Annotated in this window: 15 protein-coding genes and 4 pseudogenes; 5 read left to right on the top strand and 14 right to left on the bottom strand. The window is 68.7% G+C overall.

What is annotated here, in order from left to right; all coding sequences use genetic code 11:
* Positions 1 to 109: 109 nt before the first annotated feature.
* Together GJ632_RS05660 and GJ632_RS05655 are read left to right on the top strand one after the other, a co-directional pair.
* Positions 110 to 808, top strand: a complete 699-nt coding sequence (locus tag GJ632_RS05660) for an SDR family NAD(P)-dependent oxidoreductase (RefSeq protein WP_197427899.1) — start codon at positions 110 to 112, stop codon at positions 806 to 808.
* Positions 809 to 907: 99 nt separating this feature from the next.
* Complete coding sequence (locus tag GJ632_RS05655) at positions 908 to 1,729, top strand: ZIP family metal transporter (RefSeq protein ID WP_343161044.1); 822 nt, start codon at positions 908 to 910, stop codon at positions 1,727 to 1,729.
* Between the two features lie 18 nt (positions 1,730 to 1,747).
* On the opposite strand, the pseudogene GJ632_RS05650 reads toward GJ632_RS05655, so the two are convergent.
* From GJ632_RS05650 to GJ632_RS24945, 3 genes and pseudogenes are all read right to left on the bottom strand, one after another.
* Positions 1,748 to 3,051: pseudogene (locus GJ632_RS05650) on the bottom strand (phosphoribosylamine--glycine ligase).
* Between the two features lie 84 nt (positions 3,052 to 3,135).
* The gene (locus GJ632_RS05645; RefSeq protein ID WP_191452359.1) at positions 3,136 to 3,564 is read right to left on the bottom strand and encodes a hypothetical protein; all 429 of its coding nucleotides are present in this window, start codon (positions 3,562 to 3,564) and stop codon (positions 3,136 to 3,138) included.
* Positions 3,561 to 4,579: pseudogene (locus tag GJ632_RS24945) on the bottom strand (PGF-CTERM sorting domain-containing protein). Before GJ632_RS24945 ends, GJ632_RS05645 begins: the two are co-directional and overlap by 4 nt.
* 113 nt (positions 4,580 to 4,692) lie before the next feature.
* On the opposite strand from GJ632_RS24945, the pseudogene GJ632_RS05635 reads away from it, so the two are divergent.
* A pseudogene (locus GJ632_RS05635) lies at positions 4,693 to 5,095 on the top strand (universal stress protein).
* A 93-nt stretch (positions 5,096 to 5,188) separates the two neighbouring features.
* Here the strand turns inward: GJ632_RS05635 and GJ632_RS05630 are convergent.
* The 5 genes from GJ632_RS05630 to GJ632_RS05610 form a co-directional block, all read right to left on the bottom strand.
* Positions 5,189 to 6,508: a TIGR00300 family protein gene (locus GJ632_RS05630; RefSeq protein WP_191452358.1), complete on the bottom strand. Its 1,320-nt coding sequence runs from the start codon at positions 6,506 to 6,508 to the stop codon at positions 5,189 to 5,191.
* Between the two features lie 71 nt (positions 6,509 to 6,579).
* Positions 6,580 to 7,074, bottom strand: a complete 495-nt coding sequence (locus GJ632_RS05625; protein WP_089808327.1) for a hypothetical protein — start codon at positions 7,072 to 7,074, stop codon at positions 6,580 to 6,582.
* Between the two features lie 130 nt (positions 7,075 to 7,204).
* Positions 7,205 to 8,176, bottom strand: coding sequence for an alpha/beta hydrolase (locus GJ632_RS05620; RefSeq protein ID WP_394351784.1), 972 nt, complete (start codon positions 8,174 to 8,176; stop codon positions 7,205 to 7,207).
* Positions 8,173 to 8,526, bottom strand: coding sequence for a hypothetical protein (locus GJ632_RS05615; RefSeq protein WP_089808325.1), 354 nt, complete (start codon positions 8,524 to 8,526; stop codon positions 8,173 to 8,175). Before GJ632_RS05615 ends, GJ632_RS05620 begins: the two co-directional genes overlap by 4 nt.
* 625 nt (positions 8,527 to 9,151) lie before the next feature.
* Positions 9,152 to 9,925: a hypothetical protein gene (locus tag GJ632_RS05610; protein WP_191452357.1), complete on the bottom strand. Its 774-nt coding sequence runs from the start codon at positions 9,923 to 9,925 to the stop codon at positions 9,152 to 9,154.
* A 219-nt stretch (positions 9,926 to 10,144) separates the two neighbouring features.
* Here GJ632_RS05610 and GJ632_RS05605 point away from each other — a divergent pair, with 219 nt between their 5' ends.
* Positions 10,145 to 11,488, top strand: coding sequence for a S9 family peptidase (locus GJ632_RS05605; RefSeq protein ID WP_191452356.1), 1,344 nt, complete (start codon positions 10,145 to 10,147; stop codon positions 11,486 to 11,488).
* A gap of 89 nt (positions 11,489 to 11,577) precedes the next feature.
* Here the strand turns inward: GJ632_RS05605 and GJ632_RS05600 are convergent, their stop codons facing one another.
* From GJ632_RS05600 to GJ632_RS05585, 4 genes are all read right to left on the bottom strand, one after another.
* A complete protein-coding gene (locus GJ632_RS05600) occupies positions 11,578 to 11,880 on the bottom strand; it encodes a hypothetical protein (protein ID WP_191452355.1) in 303 nt (100 codons plus the stop codon).
* Between the two features lie 72 nt (positions 11,881 to 11,952).
* The gene (locus GJ632_RS05595; RefSeq protein ID WP_191452354.1) at positions 11,953 to 12,789 is read right to left on the bottom strand and encodes an ABC transporter permease subunit; all 837 of its coding nucleotides are present in this window, start codon (positions 12,787 to 12,789) and stop codon (positions 11,953 to 11,955) included.
* A complete protein-coding gene (locus GJ632_RS05590; protein WP_343161043.1) occupies positions 12,786 to 13,727 on the bottom strand; it encodes an ABC transporter ATP-binding protein in 942 nt (313 codons plus the stop codon). The genes GJ632_RS05595 and GJ632_RS05590 overlap by 4 nt, the downstream gene beginning before the upstream one ends.
* Before the next feature lie 2 nt (positions 13,728 to 13,729).
* Entirely contained in the window at positions 13,730 to 14,635 is a 906-nt protein-coding gene (locus tag GJ632_RS05585) for a CPBP family intramembrane glutamic endopeptidase (RefSeq protein WP_231751361.1), read from the bottom strand.
* A gap of 117 nt (positions 14,636 to 14,752) precedes the next feature.
* Between GJ632_RS05585 and GJ632_RS05580 the strand changes: the two genes are divergently transcribed.
* Positions 14,753 to 15,598 carry a winged helix-turn-helix domain-containing protein gene (locus GJ632_RS05580; RefSeq protein WP_191452353.1) on the top strand — a complete coding sequence of 282 codons (846 nt, stop codon included), beginning with the start codon at positions 14,753 to 14,755 and terminating at the stop codon, positions 15,596 to 15,598.
* Between the two features lie 23 nt (positions 15,599 to 15,621).
* Here GJ632_RS05580 and GJ632_RS05575 read toward each other — a convergent pair whose 3' ends face one another.
* Both GJ632_RS05575 and GJ632_RS05570 read right to left on the bottom strand, forming a co-directional pair.
* Complete coding sequence (locus GJ632_RS05575; RefSeq protein ID WP_191452352.1) at positions 15,622 to 16,431, bottom strand: CPBP family intramembrane glutamic endopeptidase; 810 nt, start codon at positions 16,429 to 16,431, stop codon at positions 15,622 to 15,624.
* A gap of 255 nt (positions 16,432 to 16,686) precedes the next feature.
* Positions 16,687 to 17,473, bottom strand: a pseudogene (locus GJ632_RS05570) (serine hydrolase); the annotation flags it as partial.

Below are 17,473 nucleotides of genomic sequence, written 5' to 3'. Positions count from 1 at the left end.
CCCTCTCTAGGGATGACGAAACTATAAATCGACTGACTGTGGGAGCGCCCGCGGCCGGTTCCGGGAACTGTGGCTTTACCTCCGCTTCGCCCCAAGGGACCGTATGGACCTGACTGGAAGAACGGTCGTCGTCACGGGCGCGAGTCGCGGAATCGGTGCGGCCCTCGTCCGCGCGTTCGCGGGGGAGGGAGCGCACGTCGTCGCGTGCGCCCGCGACGCCGACGCCCTCGACGACGCGGTCGCCGCGGTGGACGTCGTGGACGGGTCTGCGGAGGCCGTCCGCGCCGACGTGCGCGACGAGTTCGACGTGGAACGCCTGATGGAGACGGCCGCGCGAGACGGCGACGACGACGGTATCGCCGTCCTCGTGCCGAACGCCGCCGTGAACCACGGTTCCCCCGGCGAGACGCCGATGGCCGAGGAGTCGTACACCCGGTTCGACGACACCCTCCGGACGAACGTCCGCGGCGTGTTCGCCGCCGTCCGAGAGGCACTCCCCCACGCGGCCGACGACGCGCGGGTCCTCGTCCCCTCGGGGTCGATAGCGAACGACCCCAAACCCGGGATGGGGGCCTACGCCGTCTCGAAGGCGGCCGTCGAGGGACTCGCCCGGCAGTTCGCCGCCGACGCCGCGCCCGCCGTCGGCGTCGTCGACCCCGGACTGGTGGCGACCGAGTTGACCGACGGGCAGGGGAGGGGCCCCGACGACGTGGCGCCGATGTACGTCTGGGCCGCCACGGAACTCCCCCGGGAAGAACTCGACGGCGGCCGGTTCGACCTCCGCGCGTGGAAGAAGGCGACGCGGTAGGTCGGGTGCGAGGGGGAGTCGCGGACCGTCACCGTCATCGAATCGAGGAGGGAGAGTAGTACCGTGAGCCCTATTAATCAGAACGCCGGAGTTAATAGCGTGACACGACTCTCGCGCGTCGGTGTCGGCGCCACCGTCGTCTTCGTCGGCCTCTCGGCGTACGCGGCCAGCGTCGGTTCGTGGAAGCTTCTGGGCATCACGTGGGTGGCGTTCGCGGCGATGGCGCTGGCGGCACCGCTTGGGGTGCGCCACCACGACGAAGGAGCGAACGCGCTCGTTTGGGGGTACGGCCTCGCCAGCGGTGCGATGGTGACGAGTGCGGCCGTCTTCCTCGTGCCGCAGGCGATGGGCCACCACCCGCAGTACGGCGGGTTCGGCATCGCGACGGGGTTGCTGATCGGTTTCGCCTCGCACACGATCGGTCACCGCCTCGCCCACATGGACCTGCCCGTGGACCGCACGGTGGCCGAACTCGCCGCGCACGCCTTCTCGGCCGGCCTCATCATCGGCATCGTCTACGGCAACATGCCGGACCTCGGCCCGACGCTCGGCCTCGCCATCGTCTCGCACAAGGGACCGGCGGGCTACGCCGCCGCGCGACGCCTCGCCTCGAAGGGACGCGCCGTCTCGGCCCTCCTGCTGCCTGCGGCCGCCCTCGGCATCGCCGCCATCCTCGCGAGCGTCGTCGTCCTCCCCGAGTCCGCGCCGTTCCGCGGCCTCGTCTTCGGCTTCGCCGCCGGCGTGTTCCTGCACGTGGCGATGGACTTCCTGCCGCGCTGTGAGATCGGCAGCGAGATTCACGACCACCTCGCCGTCGACGGGGACGCCCACGCCATCCTCGACCGACTCCGACTCCACGCCGTCGCCAGCACCCTCCTCGGCGGCGTCGCCGTGTTCGTCGCGTGGCTGTTCGTTGCGTAGCGTCGCGCGCCCTCCCGGCTACGGCCCGAGGTAGCCCCACGCCTGCAGTCTGTCGCCGTCGCCGGCTATCCACCGCTCGCCGATGTCGTCGCGGTAGTAGAGGTTCGGGATGACGATGTCGTCCACGCGCCCGTAACACTGCTCTCGCGCGGCCTGCATCGTCTCGCCCTTGCCGGTCACGACCAGCGGCATCCCGTTCTCGCCGGCGACGCGCCACTGCCCGTCGACCTTCTTGGCGTCCTCCAGATGTATCCCCTCGCGGCTCTCCGTCTCGAAGACGACGGCGGCGTTCCGGGAGTTCTCGTCGTACGTCTTCGGGTCGTCGAACGGGAACGGCGGCAGAACGACGCGAACAGCGACCTGGAACCCGTTGTGAACCGCTACGTCGGGTTCGTTGCCGTGCGCGAGGTCGTAGAAGAACGCCCCCGTCGAGGACTCGATCGATTCCTCTTGGAGAGCGATCGTGGGGTACCCGAACCGCGGGGTGAACTCCAAGGGATAGATTCCGTGCCCGTTGACGATGCAGTTGATGTCGATACTGCCGACGTACCCTTCGTCGGCGAGCCAATCCTCGATCTTTCCGAGCGTCTCTTCGAACAGTTTGTTCTTCCCGGCCCAGAACATCGACGTCCCCATCTCGCCCGTCGACGGCCGATGTTTCCCGGGAACAACTTCTTGTGCTCGAAGTTGAAATTGACTCGGTCGATGAACTCGTTCCCGTTGAAGAACCCGCAGACAGCGATTTCGACCCCGTCGACCTTCCGCTGTAACTGGAACCCCTTCATACGGTGGCCCCACGCCTTCTTGTAGGCTTTCAGCACGTCGACGACGTCGCTCCCGTCGTCTTCGCTCCCGACGTAGAGGAGCCGTTTGACGTTCTGTACTTCTCCGAGTGGTTTGATGACGTAGGGGGCTGGGTTCTCCTGGACGTGCTGGATACCCTCATCGAAGTCGTGGAAGATGTGGTGCTCGATGGTATTGACACCGTGCTCTTCGAGGATCTCCATCGCGTAGCCACGGTCTTCTTCGAGGTGGTCAGTGTTCGGCGTTCCTCCAACGACGGCCTTCCCTTGCTCACGGAGTTCGTTCGCGAGTTTCCCCGTCCCCACGTCGTCTCCGACCCAGACGTCGTCGAAGATTACGACGTCCGCCCAGTCGACCTCGGCGCGCCAGTCGTCGGTCTTCGGGACGAAGCCGTCGCCTATCTCGCGGTCGCTCTCGGCCTCGATGTAGTACTTCACGTCGTGGCCCTCGCGGTGGACCTGCCACGCGAGGTCGGTGATCAGTGCGGCGTCGGCGGAGACGAACAGGAAGTTCGACATGACCCGACCCACGCGCGACGGGGGGAAAAGTCTGTACCGCGACGCGCCGGGCGACTGCCCCGCGTCCGGCGGCCTCCCGTCCCTTCACTCCGCCGCGTCCGACCCGGTGAGGCGGCGCAGTTGCACCGAGATGCCGAGGGCGGCGACGAGGAGGACGACGAGGTTGAACGCGGCCTGCACCGGCGCGCGGTACTCGTAGACGACGAACGTCGAGATGGTGCGCGAGATGGCCCAGTACAACTGCACCGCAGAGAGCACCGCGAGGAGCAACAACCCCGCGAGGACGGCGTAGTTGAGGACGGTGCGCAGTCGGTCGACGGTCTCGGACCCGCCGGACCTCTCAGACGCCCCCGACCCGTCGGGGTCGCCCCCCGCGGGTCCGTCGCCGGCCGGCCGGTCGCTCTCCGACCGGTCGCCCGTCGTTCGTTCGTCCGCGGGGTCACCGCTCGCGCGGTTCGGTCCGTCGGTCGTCCGGTTCGTCGCCTCCGTCGTCCGCTCTGTCTCGTCGGTCATCGGTGTCGCCTCCGTGCCAGAAGCGCCGCCGCCGCGAGGGCGACGACGGCGGCGACCGCCCCGAATCCGGGCTGTGAGGTCGCCGTCCCCGCCTCCGTCTCGAACTCTGTCTCCTGCCCGCCCGCCTCCGAGTCGTCGGACTCGAAGTCCTCGACGCGGAACTCGACCTCCTCCTCCGTCTCGTCGACGGAGATGCGCCTCGTGGGGTCGAGGTTGACCGCGGTGCGCGCGGTGTCCACGACGACACCGTCGCGCGTCAGGACGGCGTCGAGGTAGTAGTTGTACCCCGTCGGCACCGTCGCCGTCGCCGTCGTCGTCGCGGTTCGCCCCGGCCGAATCGCGTCCACGTCGCTCGTCGTCCGCGCGGCGACGACGTTCGAGTCCGCCTGCCGCAGGACGAACGTCACGGCGAGGTCCTCCGAGGGGGCGTCGCCGCCGTTCGTCAACGACGCCGCGAGGTTCAGCCTCGTTCGGTTCCCCGCGGCGTCGGCGACGGAGACCGAGAGCGGGGGAAGCGCCGCCCGGTCGCTGAACGCGACGGTCGAACGGGCGTACGTCGCGTCAGCGCCTCCAGTCCGCGGACGGTCTTGCCGGTCCCGTCCACTCGCCGCTCGTCCTGAAACAGCACCGTCTCGATTCGGTAGCCCCCGGCGCGTTCGACCGTCACGTTCGTCGCGACGACCGTCTCGCCGTCGTCGCGGAGCGTTCCGACGTCGACCGTTCGGGTCGTCTCGACCAGTCCGGAGTCGGCGTCAACGGCGCGAACGAGGAGCGTCACGTTCGGCGTCGGATTGCCGCGGTGTCTGACGCGCGTCTCCACGCCGAGTGTCACCGTCTCGCCGCGGACCGCCGACTCGTCGTAGCCGATGTTCGTCTCGGCGATGTCGACCGGTCCGGGGCGCACCGGCCCGTCCTCGGTCGGGTCGGCGAGGACACCGGGGACCGCCACGACTGCGAGGAGGGCGAGGGCGGCCACCCCGACGGCGGCCCCCGCGAGGGCGGCGTCGCGGTTCATAGGTCGGCTGACACGTGAGTTCGGTATAGGTTTGTGCCGTGCCGAATCGCGGTCCCGCACGGGCGGAGCGCTAGAAGGGGTGGATTTTTATCGTCGTACGACCGTCGTGGGATATGACAACGTACGTTCTGGCGACGAACCACGTGGACACGAGCGCCGTGCTCTGTGACTACCTGCAGTCGCGCCTGGCGGCGGACGACACGGTGTACGCTGTGAACTCTCTCGTCGGCGGTTCCGAGACGTCCAGCGAGGACGCCTCGACGGCGAGGAGGCGCTCAACGTCGTCAGTTCGCGTCTCGGCGGGGGCACCGAGGTGGAGACGCACCAGTCGTCCGCGGCAACGACCCCGACGAGGACGTCCTCTCGTACGCCGAGGAGGTCGACGCCGACGAACTCGTCATCGGCATCCGCAAGCGCAATCCCACGTCGAAAGTCGTCTTCGGCAGTACGGCGCAGTCGATTCTCCTCAACGCGAACGTGCCGATGGCCGTCGTCCCTCTCGAACGGGTCGACTGAGCGTCCCTCTCGAACGGGTCGACTGAGCGTCCCTCTCGAACGGGTCGACCGAGCGTCGGTCAACGGACGAATCGATACGGGGCCCGAACCGACTCAGCGTCCGGCGCAGTGACCGCCGCGCGAGTCGTCGGACTCCGAGTCCCCTCCGTCGCCCTCGGCGTCGCCGCCGTCCGTGACGGCGCTCTCGCCCGTCAGTATCTCGTCGGCCAGCGTCGGCACGAACGTCCCGATGTCGGTCACCATGCCGATGGCCTGCGAACTCCCTCGGTCGAGCAACTGCGTCACCGTCGCGGGGTTGATGTCCACGCAGACCACCTTCGTCGTCGAGGGGAGGCAGTTGCCGACGGCGACGGAGTGCAGGAGGGTCGACAGCATCAGCACCATGTCGGCCTCGTGCGCCTGTTCGCGGATGGCCTTCTGGGCCTCCACCGCGTCCGTGATGGTGTCGGGAAGGGGGCCGTCGTCCCGGATGGACCCCGCGAGGACGTACGGCACGTCGTTCTGGACGCACTCGTACATGATTCCGCTCCCGATGAGTCCCTCTTCGACCGCCTCCTCGATACCGCCCGCGCGGATGACCTCGCTGATGGTGTAGATGTGGTGTTTGTGGCCCTTTCGGGGGTGTTCCATCGTCTCCATGTCCATCCCGAGCGAGGTCCCGTACAGACCGCGTTCGATGTCGTGCGTGGCGAAGCCGTTGCCGGCCGAGATCATGTCGACGTAGCCCTCCCTAACCAGACGCGCTAAGTCGTCGCCCGCGCCCGCGTGGATGAGTGCGGGTCCGGCGACGACGAGCACCTTCCCGCCCTGCTCCTTCGTCGCCTCCAACGCGTCGGCCACCTCCCTGATGAGCGACTCGGAGGGTCGCTCCGAGGAGACGCCGCCCTGCATGAAGCCGAACGGCCCCGACGAGTCGCGGGGGCGTTCCGGCGGTTCGACGCGGATGCCTGCCTCGTCGGTCACGACGCGGTCGCCCTCCTCGATGGCGTTCAGCACCTTCGTGTACGCGCGGACGCCGCCGTCCGTCTCCTCTAGCACGATGGCGCAGTCCATCTCGATGTCGTCGACCTCGACCCACTCGCCCTCGTAGCGGACTTTCGTCGGGTGGTTCGTCGTCGAGTAGAAGCCGTGGGGGACGACCCGGTCGGCGGGGGCGGGTTCGACGTGCGCGTCCACGGGGTCCGTGAGGTTCGCGCCGATCTGGTGGAGTTCGTGCAGTATCTCCTGTAAGTCGTCGTCCGTCTCGGCCGTGACGGCCATCCGGCAGTACGACTCCTTCGTCTTCGACTTCCCGACGGTGAACTCCTCGACGTCGAAGTCGCCGCCGAGATCCATCACGATGCCGAACGCTCGCTGCATCATCCCCGAGTCGATGATGTGTCCTTCGAGTTCGACGGTGCGCGTCGCAGTCATTGTCGAAGGTGTGCGGGGGCGGCCCAAGAAGGTCACGCACGCGCCCGATACTGCCGGTCAGCGACGGGGTCTCAGAAGAGCAGTCCCTTCAGCCCGTTCGCGACGGTCCACACTGCCTGCGAGACGAAGTGACCTCGCTCGCCGTCGATGCGGATGTCGTCGTTCGTGACCGCCGACCGGAACGCGGCGGCGGGGTTCTCCGAGTCGATGATTCGCTGTACCGTCGCGCGGTCGGTCTCGATGCGGACCGTCGCGTCGTCGTCGGGTTCGGGCTGGATGTCGACGATGCGCATCTGGTCGTCCAGCGCGAACGAGAACGCCGTCTCCTCGTCGCCGTCCGTCACGTAGGCGTTCACGCGGGCCCCCGCGAGGAGGCGTTCCGCGACGCCGAGGTCCAACGAGGCCGCACGCTCGTTGTACAGTTCGGACATCTCGACGAACGTGTCGTACGTGGACGCCTCGGCCGAGGACTCGTCGCTCTGCGCCGCCACGGGGACGGCGACGGCGGCAAGTATCAACAGGGCGACGACGGCGACGCGAACTGGGCGCGAGAACTGACTGGTCATGGGTGCGCTACAGAGGCTACCGGGGGATATAACCGTAGCGGCGAATGTATTCGAATCTGACTGTTTTGTCGGAGCCGGCGTCGTCGGCCGGAGGCGGCGTCGACGAACCCGACACCCCGAACGGCGGCGGTCAGCCGTCCACTTCGGCGTCGAGGAAGGCGACGCCGTGGCCGACGACGTGTTCGAGTCCCGACCCCTCGTAGGCGTCGAAGTGGCCGACGGGGAGGCTGACGAACGTCGCGTCCGCGAGTTCGTCGGCGGCCGCGGCGACCGAATCGACGGGGACCACGTCGTCGCGCGTCCCGCCGAGGAGGAGGACCGGACAGGTGACGCTGTCGAGGTCGGTCCCCGCCGTGAACCGCGCCAGATTCAGGAGCGACCGGCCGGGCGTCTCGTTGACCCACGCCGAGTCCGCCGGCACGGTGTCCAGATAGCCGCGGCGCGCGCCGGGCGTCGAGACGAGGGCGAACTCCTCGGGGTCGCCCGCGACGGGGACGGTGTGGGGGCCGACGACGAGCGACTGGAGGCGGTCTCGGACGCCCGCCAGCACCGACTTCGCGAGGAAGCCGTAGCCCCGCGTCCCGAGAAACGACCGGCCCGAGAGGACGGGCGTCTGCGAGACGACGGCGCGCACGCGCGGGTCGTCCGCGGCCACGTCGAGGACGTGGCCGCCGCCGACGTCCACCCCCCAGAGGACGAGACGGGACCCGTCGAGACCGTCTCTCGACCGGACGCCCTCGATGGCCGCCTCCCAGTCGGCGCGCTGGCGCGAGGGGTCGACGAGGTTGCGCGGGTCGCCACCGCTGTCGCCGTGGTGGCGGTAGTCGAACAGGAAGACGGCGTACCCCGCCTCGGCGAGTCGCTCGGCGTAGTTCGGCAGTCCGAACGACCGCTCGCCGGCGAGGCCCCCGGCCATGACGACGACGGGCGGTTCGGCCGGTCGGTCGGGGCGGTAGAGCCAGCCAGAACAGCGCTCACCGCCGCTGTCGAACCCCATCGTCACCTTCGAGAACGACTCGCGGGAGGGGCGGCCCGCCTCCCGGCCGTCGCGTTCGGTCTCCGCCGCCTCCGCCCACTCGCCCCGCGCGGTCGGTCGCGTCACGTCGACGCCCCCTCCTCCAGCGTCGAGAGCACCAACTCCGAGAAGTCCTCGTCGCTCAACTCGTAGCCGAGGTACCGTTCGAACCACTCGGCTTCGGCGTGCCACGTCCCCTGCACGTCGTCCTCGTGCCGGCGAACCGTCGCGTCGATGCGGACGGGGTCCCACTCGTCCGCCTCCGCCCGGTCGATGAACGTCGTGAGGACGCGGCCGATTTCGGCGTGGTTCACGTGCACGTCGGGGAACGCCGTGAGATACTCCAGCGTCACCGATTCCTCACCCACGTGGAGCGACTCGACGCTGATGCCGTTGCTTCGGAGGTCACCCTCCACGCCCGTGATGGCGTCGTTCATACTCACGTCTACCGAGGCGAGGGGCTAAACGTTTGCCGCGAGATACGACACTGCAGGACAGTTTCGAAGAGAGAAACCAGACGCCGTCGCGCCGGTCGTGGCGGACCCATCGGGGGTGGGTCGCACCGGGCGCGACAGGTACCGACCGGCTGGACGACTCGACTTGCCGCGGGTCGCGTCGGGGTAGGCAGTCCGACGCGAACCGCGAGTGACTCCGTCCCGGGAGGTAGGCACGTCCCGGGGTGGGTCGGTCGAGCGACGCCGCGGCCCTCGGGGGGAGCCGCGACGCGTGGTAGCCGCCGTCCGTTCGACGGCCCGCCAGCGTGGCCGATATGGCGAGTGGGTTCGTGTGGCGTTGGTGGATGGTGTGTAACGGCGCGTCCGTGCGTCACGGAACGACCCGCACACGTCGGCCCGCCAGGCGGGCTTCGGGGGACCGCGCCCACGCGCCGACAGCGATGGCTACGACGAACTCGAATATAAATCCTCGGCACCGAGAATCAATTTTGATATTAGGTGTGTGCACGTCAGATACGGCCGCTCTCGGCGGCCGAGTGTCTCGCTCACGGGTGAGCTACTCGCGCTCGCGAGACGCAGTCGTGAGAACGACATCGTCGCCGGCCCGTCAGCGCGACGGCCGCGTCGACCCGCCGCCGGCCTCTATCGGGTAGTGGTAGTCGGCGTCGAGTTCGTCGCCGCCGAGTTCGCGGTAGAGGTCGAACAGGTCCGTCACGTCGCTGACGCTGTAGTCGTACAGCAGACGCTCCAGTTCCCGGTGCGTCCGCGTCTCCTCGATACCGGCGACGACGCCCGCCACGTAGCGCTCGCCGAGGACGCGCCCGACGTGTTCGCCCTTGACGAACGACTCGTCGATGCCGAGGCCCTCGCGGTAGCCCTCGTCGAAGTCGTAGTCGTCGTACCAGACGCGCGGGTTGTCGATGCCCGCAAGTTGGTACGCCTTCCAGTCCGGCAGGACGACCTGTTCCTCCCAGAGTTCCTCGGCGTATCGGTCGGCGGCCGCCGGCGCCACGTCGACGTGCCGGCCGAGGCAGTCCGCGAGGCGTCCCGGCGCGCCCGGGAGCGTCTCCGACGCCGCCCAGTTCCCCAGATGCGTCAGGTCGAACCACGCGCCGTTGTACGTCAGCGTCCGGTCGACGTCGCGAGCCTCACACCACTCGAACAGTCGCTCGAACAGGTCCGCGGTGTGGTCGTCGTCCCAACCTCCCCGACGGAACAGCACCGCCGTCTCCGGTTCGTCGCCGCCCGCTCGGACCCCCGCGGGCCCGTCGTCGACGTACGCGAGTGCGACCGACAGCCACTCGTAGTACTCGGTGTCGTTCGCCCCGTCCGGTTCCGCGAACGGACTAGCCGTCTCGATGTCGAGTGCCAGCGTCCCCATCTCGTCGGCGAGTGGCGACGCCGCGATAAATGTCGTTCGGGATTCCCTCGGCGGCGTCACTCTCGTGGCGGGCCTGCGACCGGGTCCGGCGACGAGTGCCTTCGTCCCGGAGTCGGTTCCCGACCGGTGAGAAACGTCACTACTGACGCAGTTCTCCCGACCGACTCTCCAACCATGGACTGGTCAGTTCGTCCTCGGTACGTCACTGTCGCCCTTCTCGTGGTCACGTTGATCGGTGCCGCCGGGTGGGCCGGACCGTTCGTTCAGACCCCGAACGCCGGGGGCAGTGGCTACGCCGTCGAACACGTCTCCGTCCGAGCAGACGACCGTGTCACGACGGCCACGCTCTACCTCCCCGAGGGAGACGAGCAGGTCCCGGGCGTCGTCTTCGGGGCCGGGTCGGGGACGGCACCCGCACTCTACACGAACTACGGCGCGGCACTCGCCACGAACGGCTTCACAGTTCTCGTGGCCGGTCAGACACGGGAACTGGAGGCCGGACGGCCGATTTACTGGGAGATGAGACGCGACACATCGGACATATTCGAATCGGCGGCGGACGACTACGCGAACTGGGCCGCCTATCTGGCGTCACATCCGCGGGTCGACGAGGACCGCCTCGTCTTCGGCGGGCACTCGGGCGGTGCCAACAGCGCGTATCGGGTGGCTTACCGGCGTCCCGAAGTCGACGGCGTCGTCGCCATCGCGGGCCGGTTCCCGCCCGAGACGGACGACCCGTTTCCGACGAACCTCCTCTTGGCGACCGGGAGCGAGGACTCGCTCGTGCCGCCGAGTAAACTGGCGAACGTCTCCGCAGAGCTGACCGGCACCGCTCTCAAGCCGGGCCAGCAGGTCGGGTCGTTCGCCGACGGGACGGCCACCCGGGTCACGGTCGCCGAGGGGGCCACACACCTCTCGGAGTCCGACAATCCCGAACTGGTCCGGGAGACGACCGACTGGGCGCTCCGGTCGGTCGGTGAGTCACCGCCCGCGACCCTCGGTATCTCCGTCCGGTCGATCGGTTCGGTCCTCACCCAGTTCCTGTTCGGACTCGTCGGCGTCCTCGCGGCTACGGCACTAGCGAAGCGGGGCCTCACGGGACGACTCGACGACCGGCAGCGACGGGACGGCCTCGTCGCACTCGCGTGGCTGGCCGGCTTCGCGGTGGTCCTCCACACGACGGTCTCCCAGCGGGTCTATCACGTCGGACCGACGCCCGAGCAGACGGTCAAGTACGTCCTCCTGGGCGGTCTGGTGCTCGGCATCGGTCTCCTCCTCGACCGCGCCGCCTCGGCGCTGTCCTGGGACGACTCACGGAGCGTCTCGACGCTGCTCGACCTCGGATTCCTGTTCGTCCCCGCCGGGGCGTTCGTTCTGGTGTCGACCCAGTTCGTCACCTTCCAACTCGTGACGACGGTCGTCCTGTCGTCGGTCGTCTTGGCGGTGCTGACCGCCGTCCTCGCGGAACTCGCCGTGCTGAAGGTCGAGCGCCGAATTCGGTGGAGCGCCGTCGGCGTCGCGGCCCTCTGGCTCCTGCCGGCAGTCGTGCCGCCGTACCTCTGACCGTCTCGGCGGACACGGACGAAACGGAGCGGGTTCCCGTGAGACGGACCCGACACCGCTGGTAGGGGCTGGTACACGAGTTCGGCGGGTCAGATGCTCGTCGCTGGCTCCAGTCCCGCGTACTGGCGTGGCGCGTCGAGGACGCCCGTCAACAGGTGCTGGAACTGCTGGGTCCGCATCACGCGGAGCAGGACGCCGAAGTGGCCACAGCCCCACTCGGTGACGTTCGAATCCGGGACGCCCCACCGCTCGAAGACCGTCTTGGTCGGCCGGTACTGCGTCATCTCGTCGCGAAGCCCGCCGACGGGGTAGATGCGGTCCGGGTCGATGCCGGCCGTGTCCGGGGCGCGGAGGAGGTGGCCGAGTTCGGCCATCGACTCGGTACAGAACACGATCGTCGGCAGTGGGTCGCCGTCTGCACTGTAGCCTCGTCCGGTGACCGCCGCCGCTGAACGCGGGACCGGTCAGTTCAGGTCTGCCCGCGCGAACGCCCAGTATCCGGCCGCGAGCGGTACGACGGTCCAGACGACGAGGAGGAGCGCGAACACCCACCACTCCAGATAGGTCGGCACGGGGCCGCCGAGCAGGTCGGCGGGACCGGGGAGCGATGGATCACTCGCGCTGATCGCACGCGTCACGAGCGCGCTGTAGGCACCGGACGGGCTGAGCCCTTCGAGCAGGAGGAACCAGCCGGGGACGGTCCCACCGGGCGGGCCACCCTCGACGACGAGGTGGGCCCCCTGCGGAATCAGGTCCCAGAGCAGTGCCAGTCCGAGGTAGCTGGCGATACCCACGGTCATCGCCCGACTGCGCGTCCTCGTCGCCGCCGAGATGCCGACCGCGAGGCCCACGAAGACGACCCCGAGGCCGACGGTGAGCGCCAGGACGGCCAGGAACGCGACGATTGGGAGCGCCCCGTAGACGACCCACGTGACGACGCTGGCCAGCAGGAATCCGACACCCAACCCCGCGACGACGACGGCGCTCCGGCCGACGAACTTCCCGAGTACGATTCGCAGGCGATTCGGTTCGAGCGCCAACAGGAGCCGCAGGCTCCCCGATTCGCGTTCGCCGGCGATGGCGAGGTAGGCGGCCACCAGGGCGACGATGGGGACGAGCATCGCGGCGAACTCGCTCGCGGCTCCGAGTCCCACCAGTGCGGACGCGTCAGCGCCGGGGAGCAGAAGCGGAACGGCGGACGTCAGCGCGACCATGACGGCGACGAGCGCGACCAACCCCCAGAGGAGTCGGGACTGGACGGCGTCGGCGAACTCCCGTCGCGCGATGATTCGCCAGCTCATCGGTCCGCCCCCCTGGCCTCCACGTTCTCCCCGTCCGTGTGCGTGTACTCGGTGAACAGGTCTTCGAGCGACGGTTGACGGGTCTCGATGTCGAGGACGGCACTGCCCGCCGCTCGCACCGCGTCGATGACAGCCATCTTCGCGAGCGGTTCGGTACAGGTCGCGCGGACGGTCGCACCGTCGACGACCACGTCGGCGACGCCGTCGAGCGTCTCCGCGACGAGGCCCGTGGGCGGCGTGTCGACGGTCAGCTTGATGGTCGACCCGGTCCCGACGGCGTCGCGAAGTCCCTCGATGGTGTCGACCGCGACCAGTCGCCCGCGGTTCAGAATACCCACGCGGTCACACACCGCTTCGACCTGACTGAGGACGTGCGAGGAGAAGAACACGGTGCCGCCGGCGGCGGCGTGGTCGAGGGTTATCTCGCGGATGTCGCGGATGCCGTCCGGGTCGAGGCCGGTCGAGGGCTCGTCGAGGATCAGGAGGTCCGGATCGCCGACGAGTGCCATTCCGAGCGCGAGCCGCTGGCTCATCCCCTTGGAGTACGTCCCCGCGGGTCGCGCGGCGGCCGCGGCGTCGAGGCCGACGCGCTCGAGGACCTCTTCGGGGTCGTCGGCCGCGCCTTTCAGGTCGACGGCGAACTCGACGTGGTCGCGTCCGCTGAGCCGGTCGTAGAGGCTGTAGCCGTCGGGGAGGATGCCGACGCGTCGGTGAATCTCCTCGGCACCGCGCTGGGCGTCGTACCCCAGCACCGTCGCCGACCCGGCGGTCGGGCGAACGTAGTCGAGCAGGATGTCGATAGTCGTCGACTTACCGGCACCGTTGGGCCCGAGGAAGCCGAAGACTTCGCCCTCCTCGACGGTCATCGAGAGGTCGTCGACGGCGTAGACGTCGTGCCCGTAGCGTTTCGTCAGCCCCTCAGTCCGGATCGCCGCCACGGTCAGTCACCTCCCCGCGGAGCGGAGACGCCGGCGACGCGTCCGTGAACCCGGTCGCGGTAGAGGGACGTGCCGACGACTCCGAGGACCGCGAGCGCCACGAGCCACGTCAGGACGGCGTGCGGGACGTTGATGGTGACGAGCGTCTCGGGGAGTAACACGCCCTCGGGCGCGACGGTCGCGAGGTCGATCGGAATCCGACCCTGCGTGGCGTTGTCCGCGCCGTGCATCAGCATCGCGAGCCACGCGCTCCCGCCCGAGCCGTTGAACACCCACGCCAGCAGCACCGAGAAGCCGACGATGCCCACGAAGTACGACGCGACGAGCGCGGGGGGCCAGTCGGCCCGGAAGCCGCCGGGGAGGAACTGCGGCAGGTGCCACAGCCCCCAGAACACGCCGATGACGAGGGCGGCGCGAAACGCCCCGTACCGCTCCTGGAGTTCCGGCTGGGCGAACCCCCGCCAGCCGAATTCCTCCTGTCCGCCCCCGAGGAACGTTCCGACGACGATACTGAAGACGACGGTCGTCGGGCTGAGTTCGAACGCGCTCCAGTCTATCGGTCCGCCCAGCGCCCAGGAGACGACGCCGGTGGCGTACACGACGACGAACGGGACGCCGATGGCGGCCGCGTACCACTTGGGGTGGACTCTGACCGTCGCGACGCTCGCGAACCACTCGCGGACGCTCTCGCCGCTCGCCGCGACGACGATGGCGGCGGCGACAGAGGGTGCGAGCGCGCCGAGAAAGCCCTCGAGGAACCAACTGGGCCACGAGGGCTGTGTCATCCCGACCAGTCCCGGCACCGCGCCGACGCCCCACGACAACCCGAACGCGAGTACGAAGAACGACGTGAGACGCCGTCTCCGTATCAACCTCCCCAGATACCACTCGGACGAATTAGGGCTCATGGACGAGCGAACGCGGTCGGTCGATGTAAGCCATTTCAGTATCCAGTTGCAGTTGAGAGTCTGACAGTATAAATACCAGTAGCGGTAACGGTCGGTCGCAACGAGTTCACCCCAGCTATGTCCCGGTCCGGAATCGAATCGGCGCTCGACCTCCTCTCGAACGAGACGCGGTTCGAGATACTCCGCTCGCTCGCCAATCAGCAGTTCGAAGAGCCGGGCGCGCCCGGAATGACCTTCAGCGACCTGTTCGCCGAGGCCACCACCGACGACTCGGGGAACTTCAACTATCACCTCAAGCGGCTCCTCGACCGTCTGGTGGTCAAAGCGGACGACTGCTATCGCCTCACGCACGGCGGGATTCAGCTGTTCAGTCTACTGCAGGCGACTACGTACGCGCCGGAGCACGAATACGAGGAGCTGACACTTGGCCGACGCTGTCCGCTGTGCCCGGCCGACCTCACCGCGACGTATCGCGAGGGCTACCTCGAAATCGGCTGCGAGGAGCATCTCGTCCTCGAAATCTACGTCCATCCGAGCTGGGTCGAATCGCTCTCGACCGAGGAGTTCCTCGACCGAGTGAGTCTGCTCTTCCACCACCACATCGAGAAGATTGCAGCCGGCATCTGTCCGCTGTGCTGGGGCGGACTCGGGCACGGACTCCGGACCGACGAGGACCCGTATCCGATTCAGTATCACTACCCGTGCAGTCAGTGTGGCACCGAACTTCGGTTGTTGCCACCGCAGACGGTCATGCACCGGCCAAAGGTGGAAGCGTTCTACCGCGCACACGGGGTCGAACTCCGCGAGACGCCGCCGTGGGAACTGTACGACACGTTCGGCGAGGCGCGAGTCGTCTCCGCGGACGGGTCACGCGTCGAGTTCGACTTCCGTCTCGACGGCGACGTGGCCGTCTCGACCGTCGACGGGCGCGGGAACCTCCTCGCGTTCGATCGGGAGCGCTGAGAGACCGGAGGCGAACGGCGCTCTCAGACCGACGCGACCTGGGCGAACGAGAGGACGACGAGGGGAACGTGGAACGAGGCGTGAGCCACCATCGCCGCCTCGAGACTTCGTCGCCAGTAGAGCCACCCGAAGAGGACCCCGGCCACCCCGTTCAGGAGCACCGTCCGCGCGACCAGCGCCGGGGTGAGAGCGACCGACTGAGCGAGTGCGGGGAGGTGACCCAGGCCGAATAGCACGGCGGAGACTACGATTGCGACCCACACGACGGCCGGTCGTGGCCCGTCCGCCCGACGGCCGGTGACGCGCCACCCGGCGAACGCGAGCGCGGACATGAGTCCGAACCGGAGCATGAGTTCCTCGGTCACCCCTCCGTAGAGGAACCGGACGGGCGCGTACGCGAGGACGTCCGAGACGGTCGGTCTCGTTGCTCCGATCACGGACTGCGGCAGGTCCTGCGCGACGAACGGCATCATCGCCGCGTCGAGGACGACGATCAGAACCCCGCCGAGGACGCCGATTCCGACGGCGAGTCTGACCTCTCCACGGAGGTGCCGCCAGACACCGTCGCCAGTTCCAGACCGCTCGATTACGTACGACCGCAGCCCCACCCGCGGTGCCGCGTACGCGCCGAGCAGACACGCGACGACGAGAAGCAGCAGCGGAATGACGGCTGAGGCGACGGCGAGAAGCGGGAGCGACAGTCCGGGCGGGACGGCCGTCGGCGGTGTCGTGAGGTAGACGTAGCCCACGAGCGCCGCGATTCCGGGCACACCCAGCAGCAGAGCCACGCCGAACCGCTTGCCGAAAGAGGGGCCGTTCGCAGTCGGAGACATGGGTTCGACGACTCGCGGCGCCGAGAAAGCAGTTGCGGAGCAGTCGCCTCTCGTCGTCAGCGCCCCTCCGACCGTCGACCGGGAGTCGGTGTCGGTTCCGCGTCGGACTCGGTCTCGTACCCGAACTGACCGCCCGTTGTGACGAACAGCGCGGCGACCTACCACCGCGGCACGACGCGCGCGAATCTGCCGTCTCACGGTTCGATACTTCGACGACCGATGGGTTGGTTCGGAATCGTGGCTTTCGAGCCAGTTCTACAGCGGGAGGATACCGACGAGAGAGAGTTGCCAGGCGAACAGGACCGCGAGCGCCGTCACCACCGAGTAGTGCAGTCGAGCCCAGCGAGTCCAGAGGCCGTCGCGCCACGCGAACCCGGCCACGGCGACGGCACCGACCGTCCCGGCGAGGGCGACCCACCTGAGGACCGTGCCGGCCCGAAGCGCCAGCGACGGCGAGGCGATCTCCGCGTTGAAGTTGACCCAGGCCAACAGGAAGACGACCAACACTCCCAGCCAGAGCAGACTCACCGTTCCCAGGAGCCAGCGGGCCGCCCGTTCGCGGTCGCTCGGCACGGCACCCCCTCCCCACCGTCGCCACACCGGGCCACCGAGCCAGAGCAGGAGGACGGAGAGGAAGGCCACGGCGCCCGCGCCGACGACCGTCTGAAGGACGGTGAGGCGCTCGTACCACGGGACGCGTTCGTACGTGGCCGGCCCGAAGGCGTGTCGGAACAGGTGCGTCGCGCGGCCGTCCTCGTCGAACTGGAAGACCAGCAGTTCGCTCCCGCCGACCTCCTCGTAGACGCCCGGCCGTCGCTCGACCCACGTCTGCGTCCCCGCCCCGACCCGACTGGTCGTCAGGTACCCGCCGTCGGTCGCCCCGACGGTGTAGGTCCGCGTCATCACGCCGAGGATGCGCTCCCACGACGACTCGGAAACCGTCAGCGAGCGGTAGTCGCCGGCCAGTTCGCGCGCGTTCGCCGGCACCGTCCGGGGGTTCGACGACGGGTTCGGTCCGAGCGCGGGTAGTATCGGTCCGTGA

The sequence above is a fragment of the Halogeometricum sp. CBA1124 genome (genome assembly GCF_009741955.1).
Taxonomy (GTDB): domain Archaea; phylum Halobacteriota; class Halobacteria; order Halobacteriales; family Haloferacaceae; genus Halogeometricum; species Halogeometricum rufum.
The sequence above is the reverse complement of the archived record's forward strand: the minus strand, read 5'-3'. Positions and strand labels throughout refer to the sequence as shown.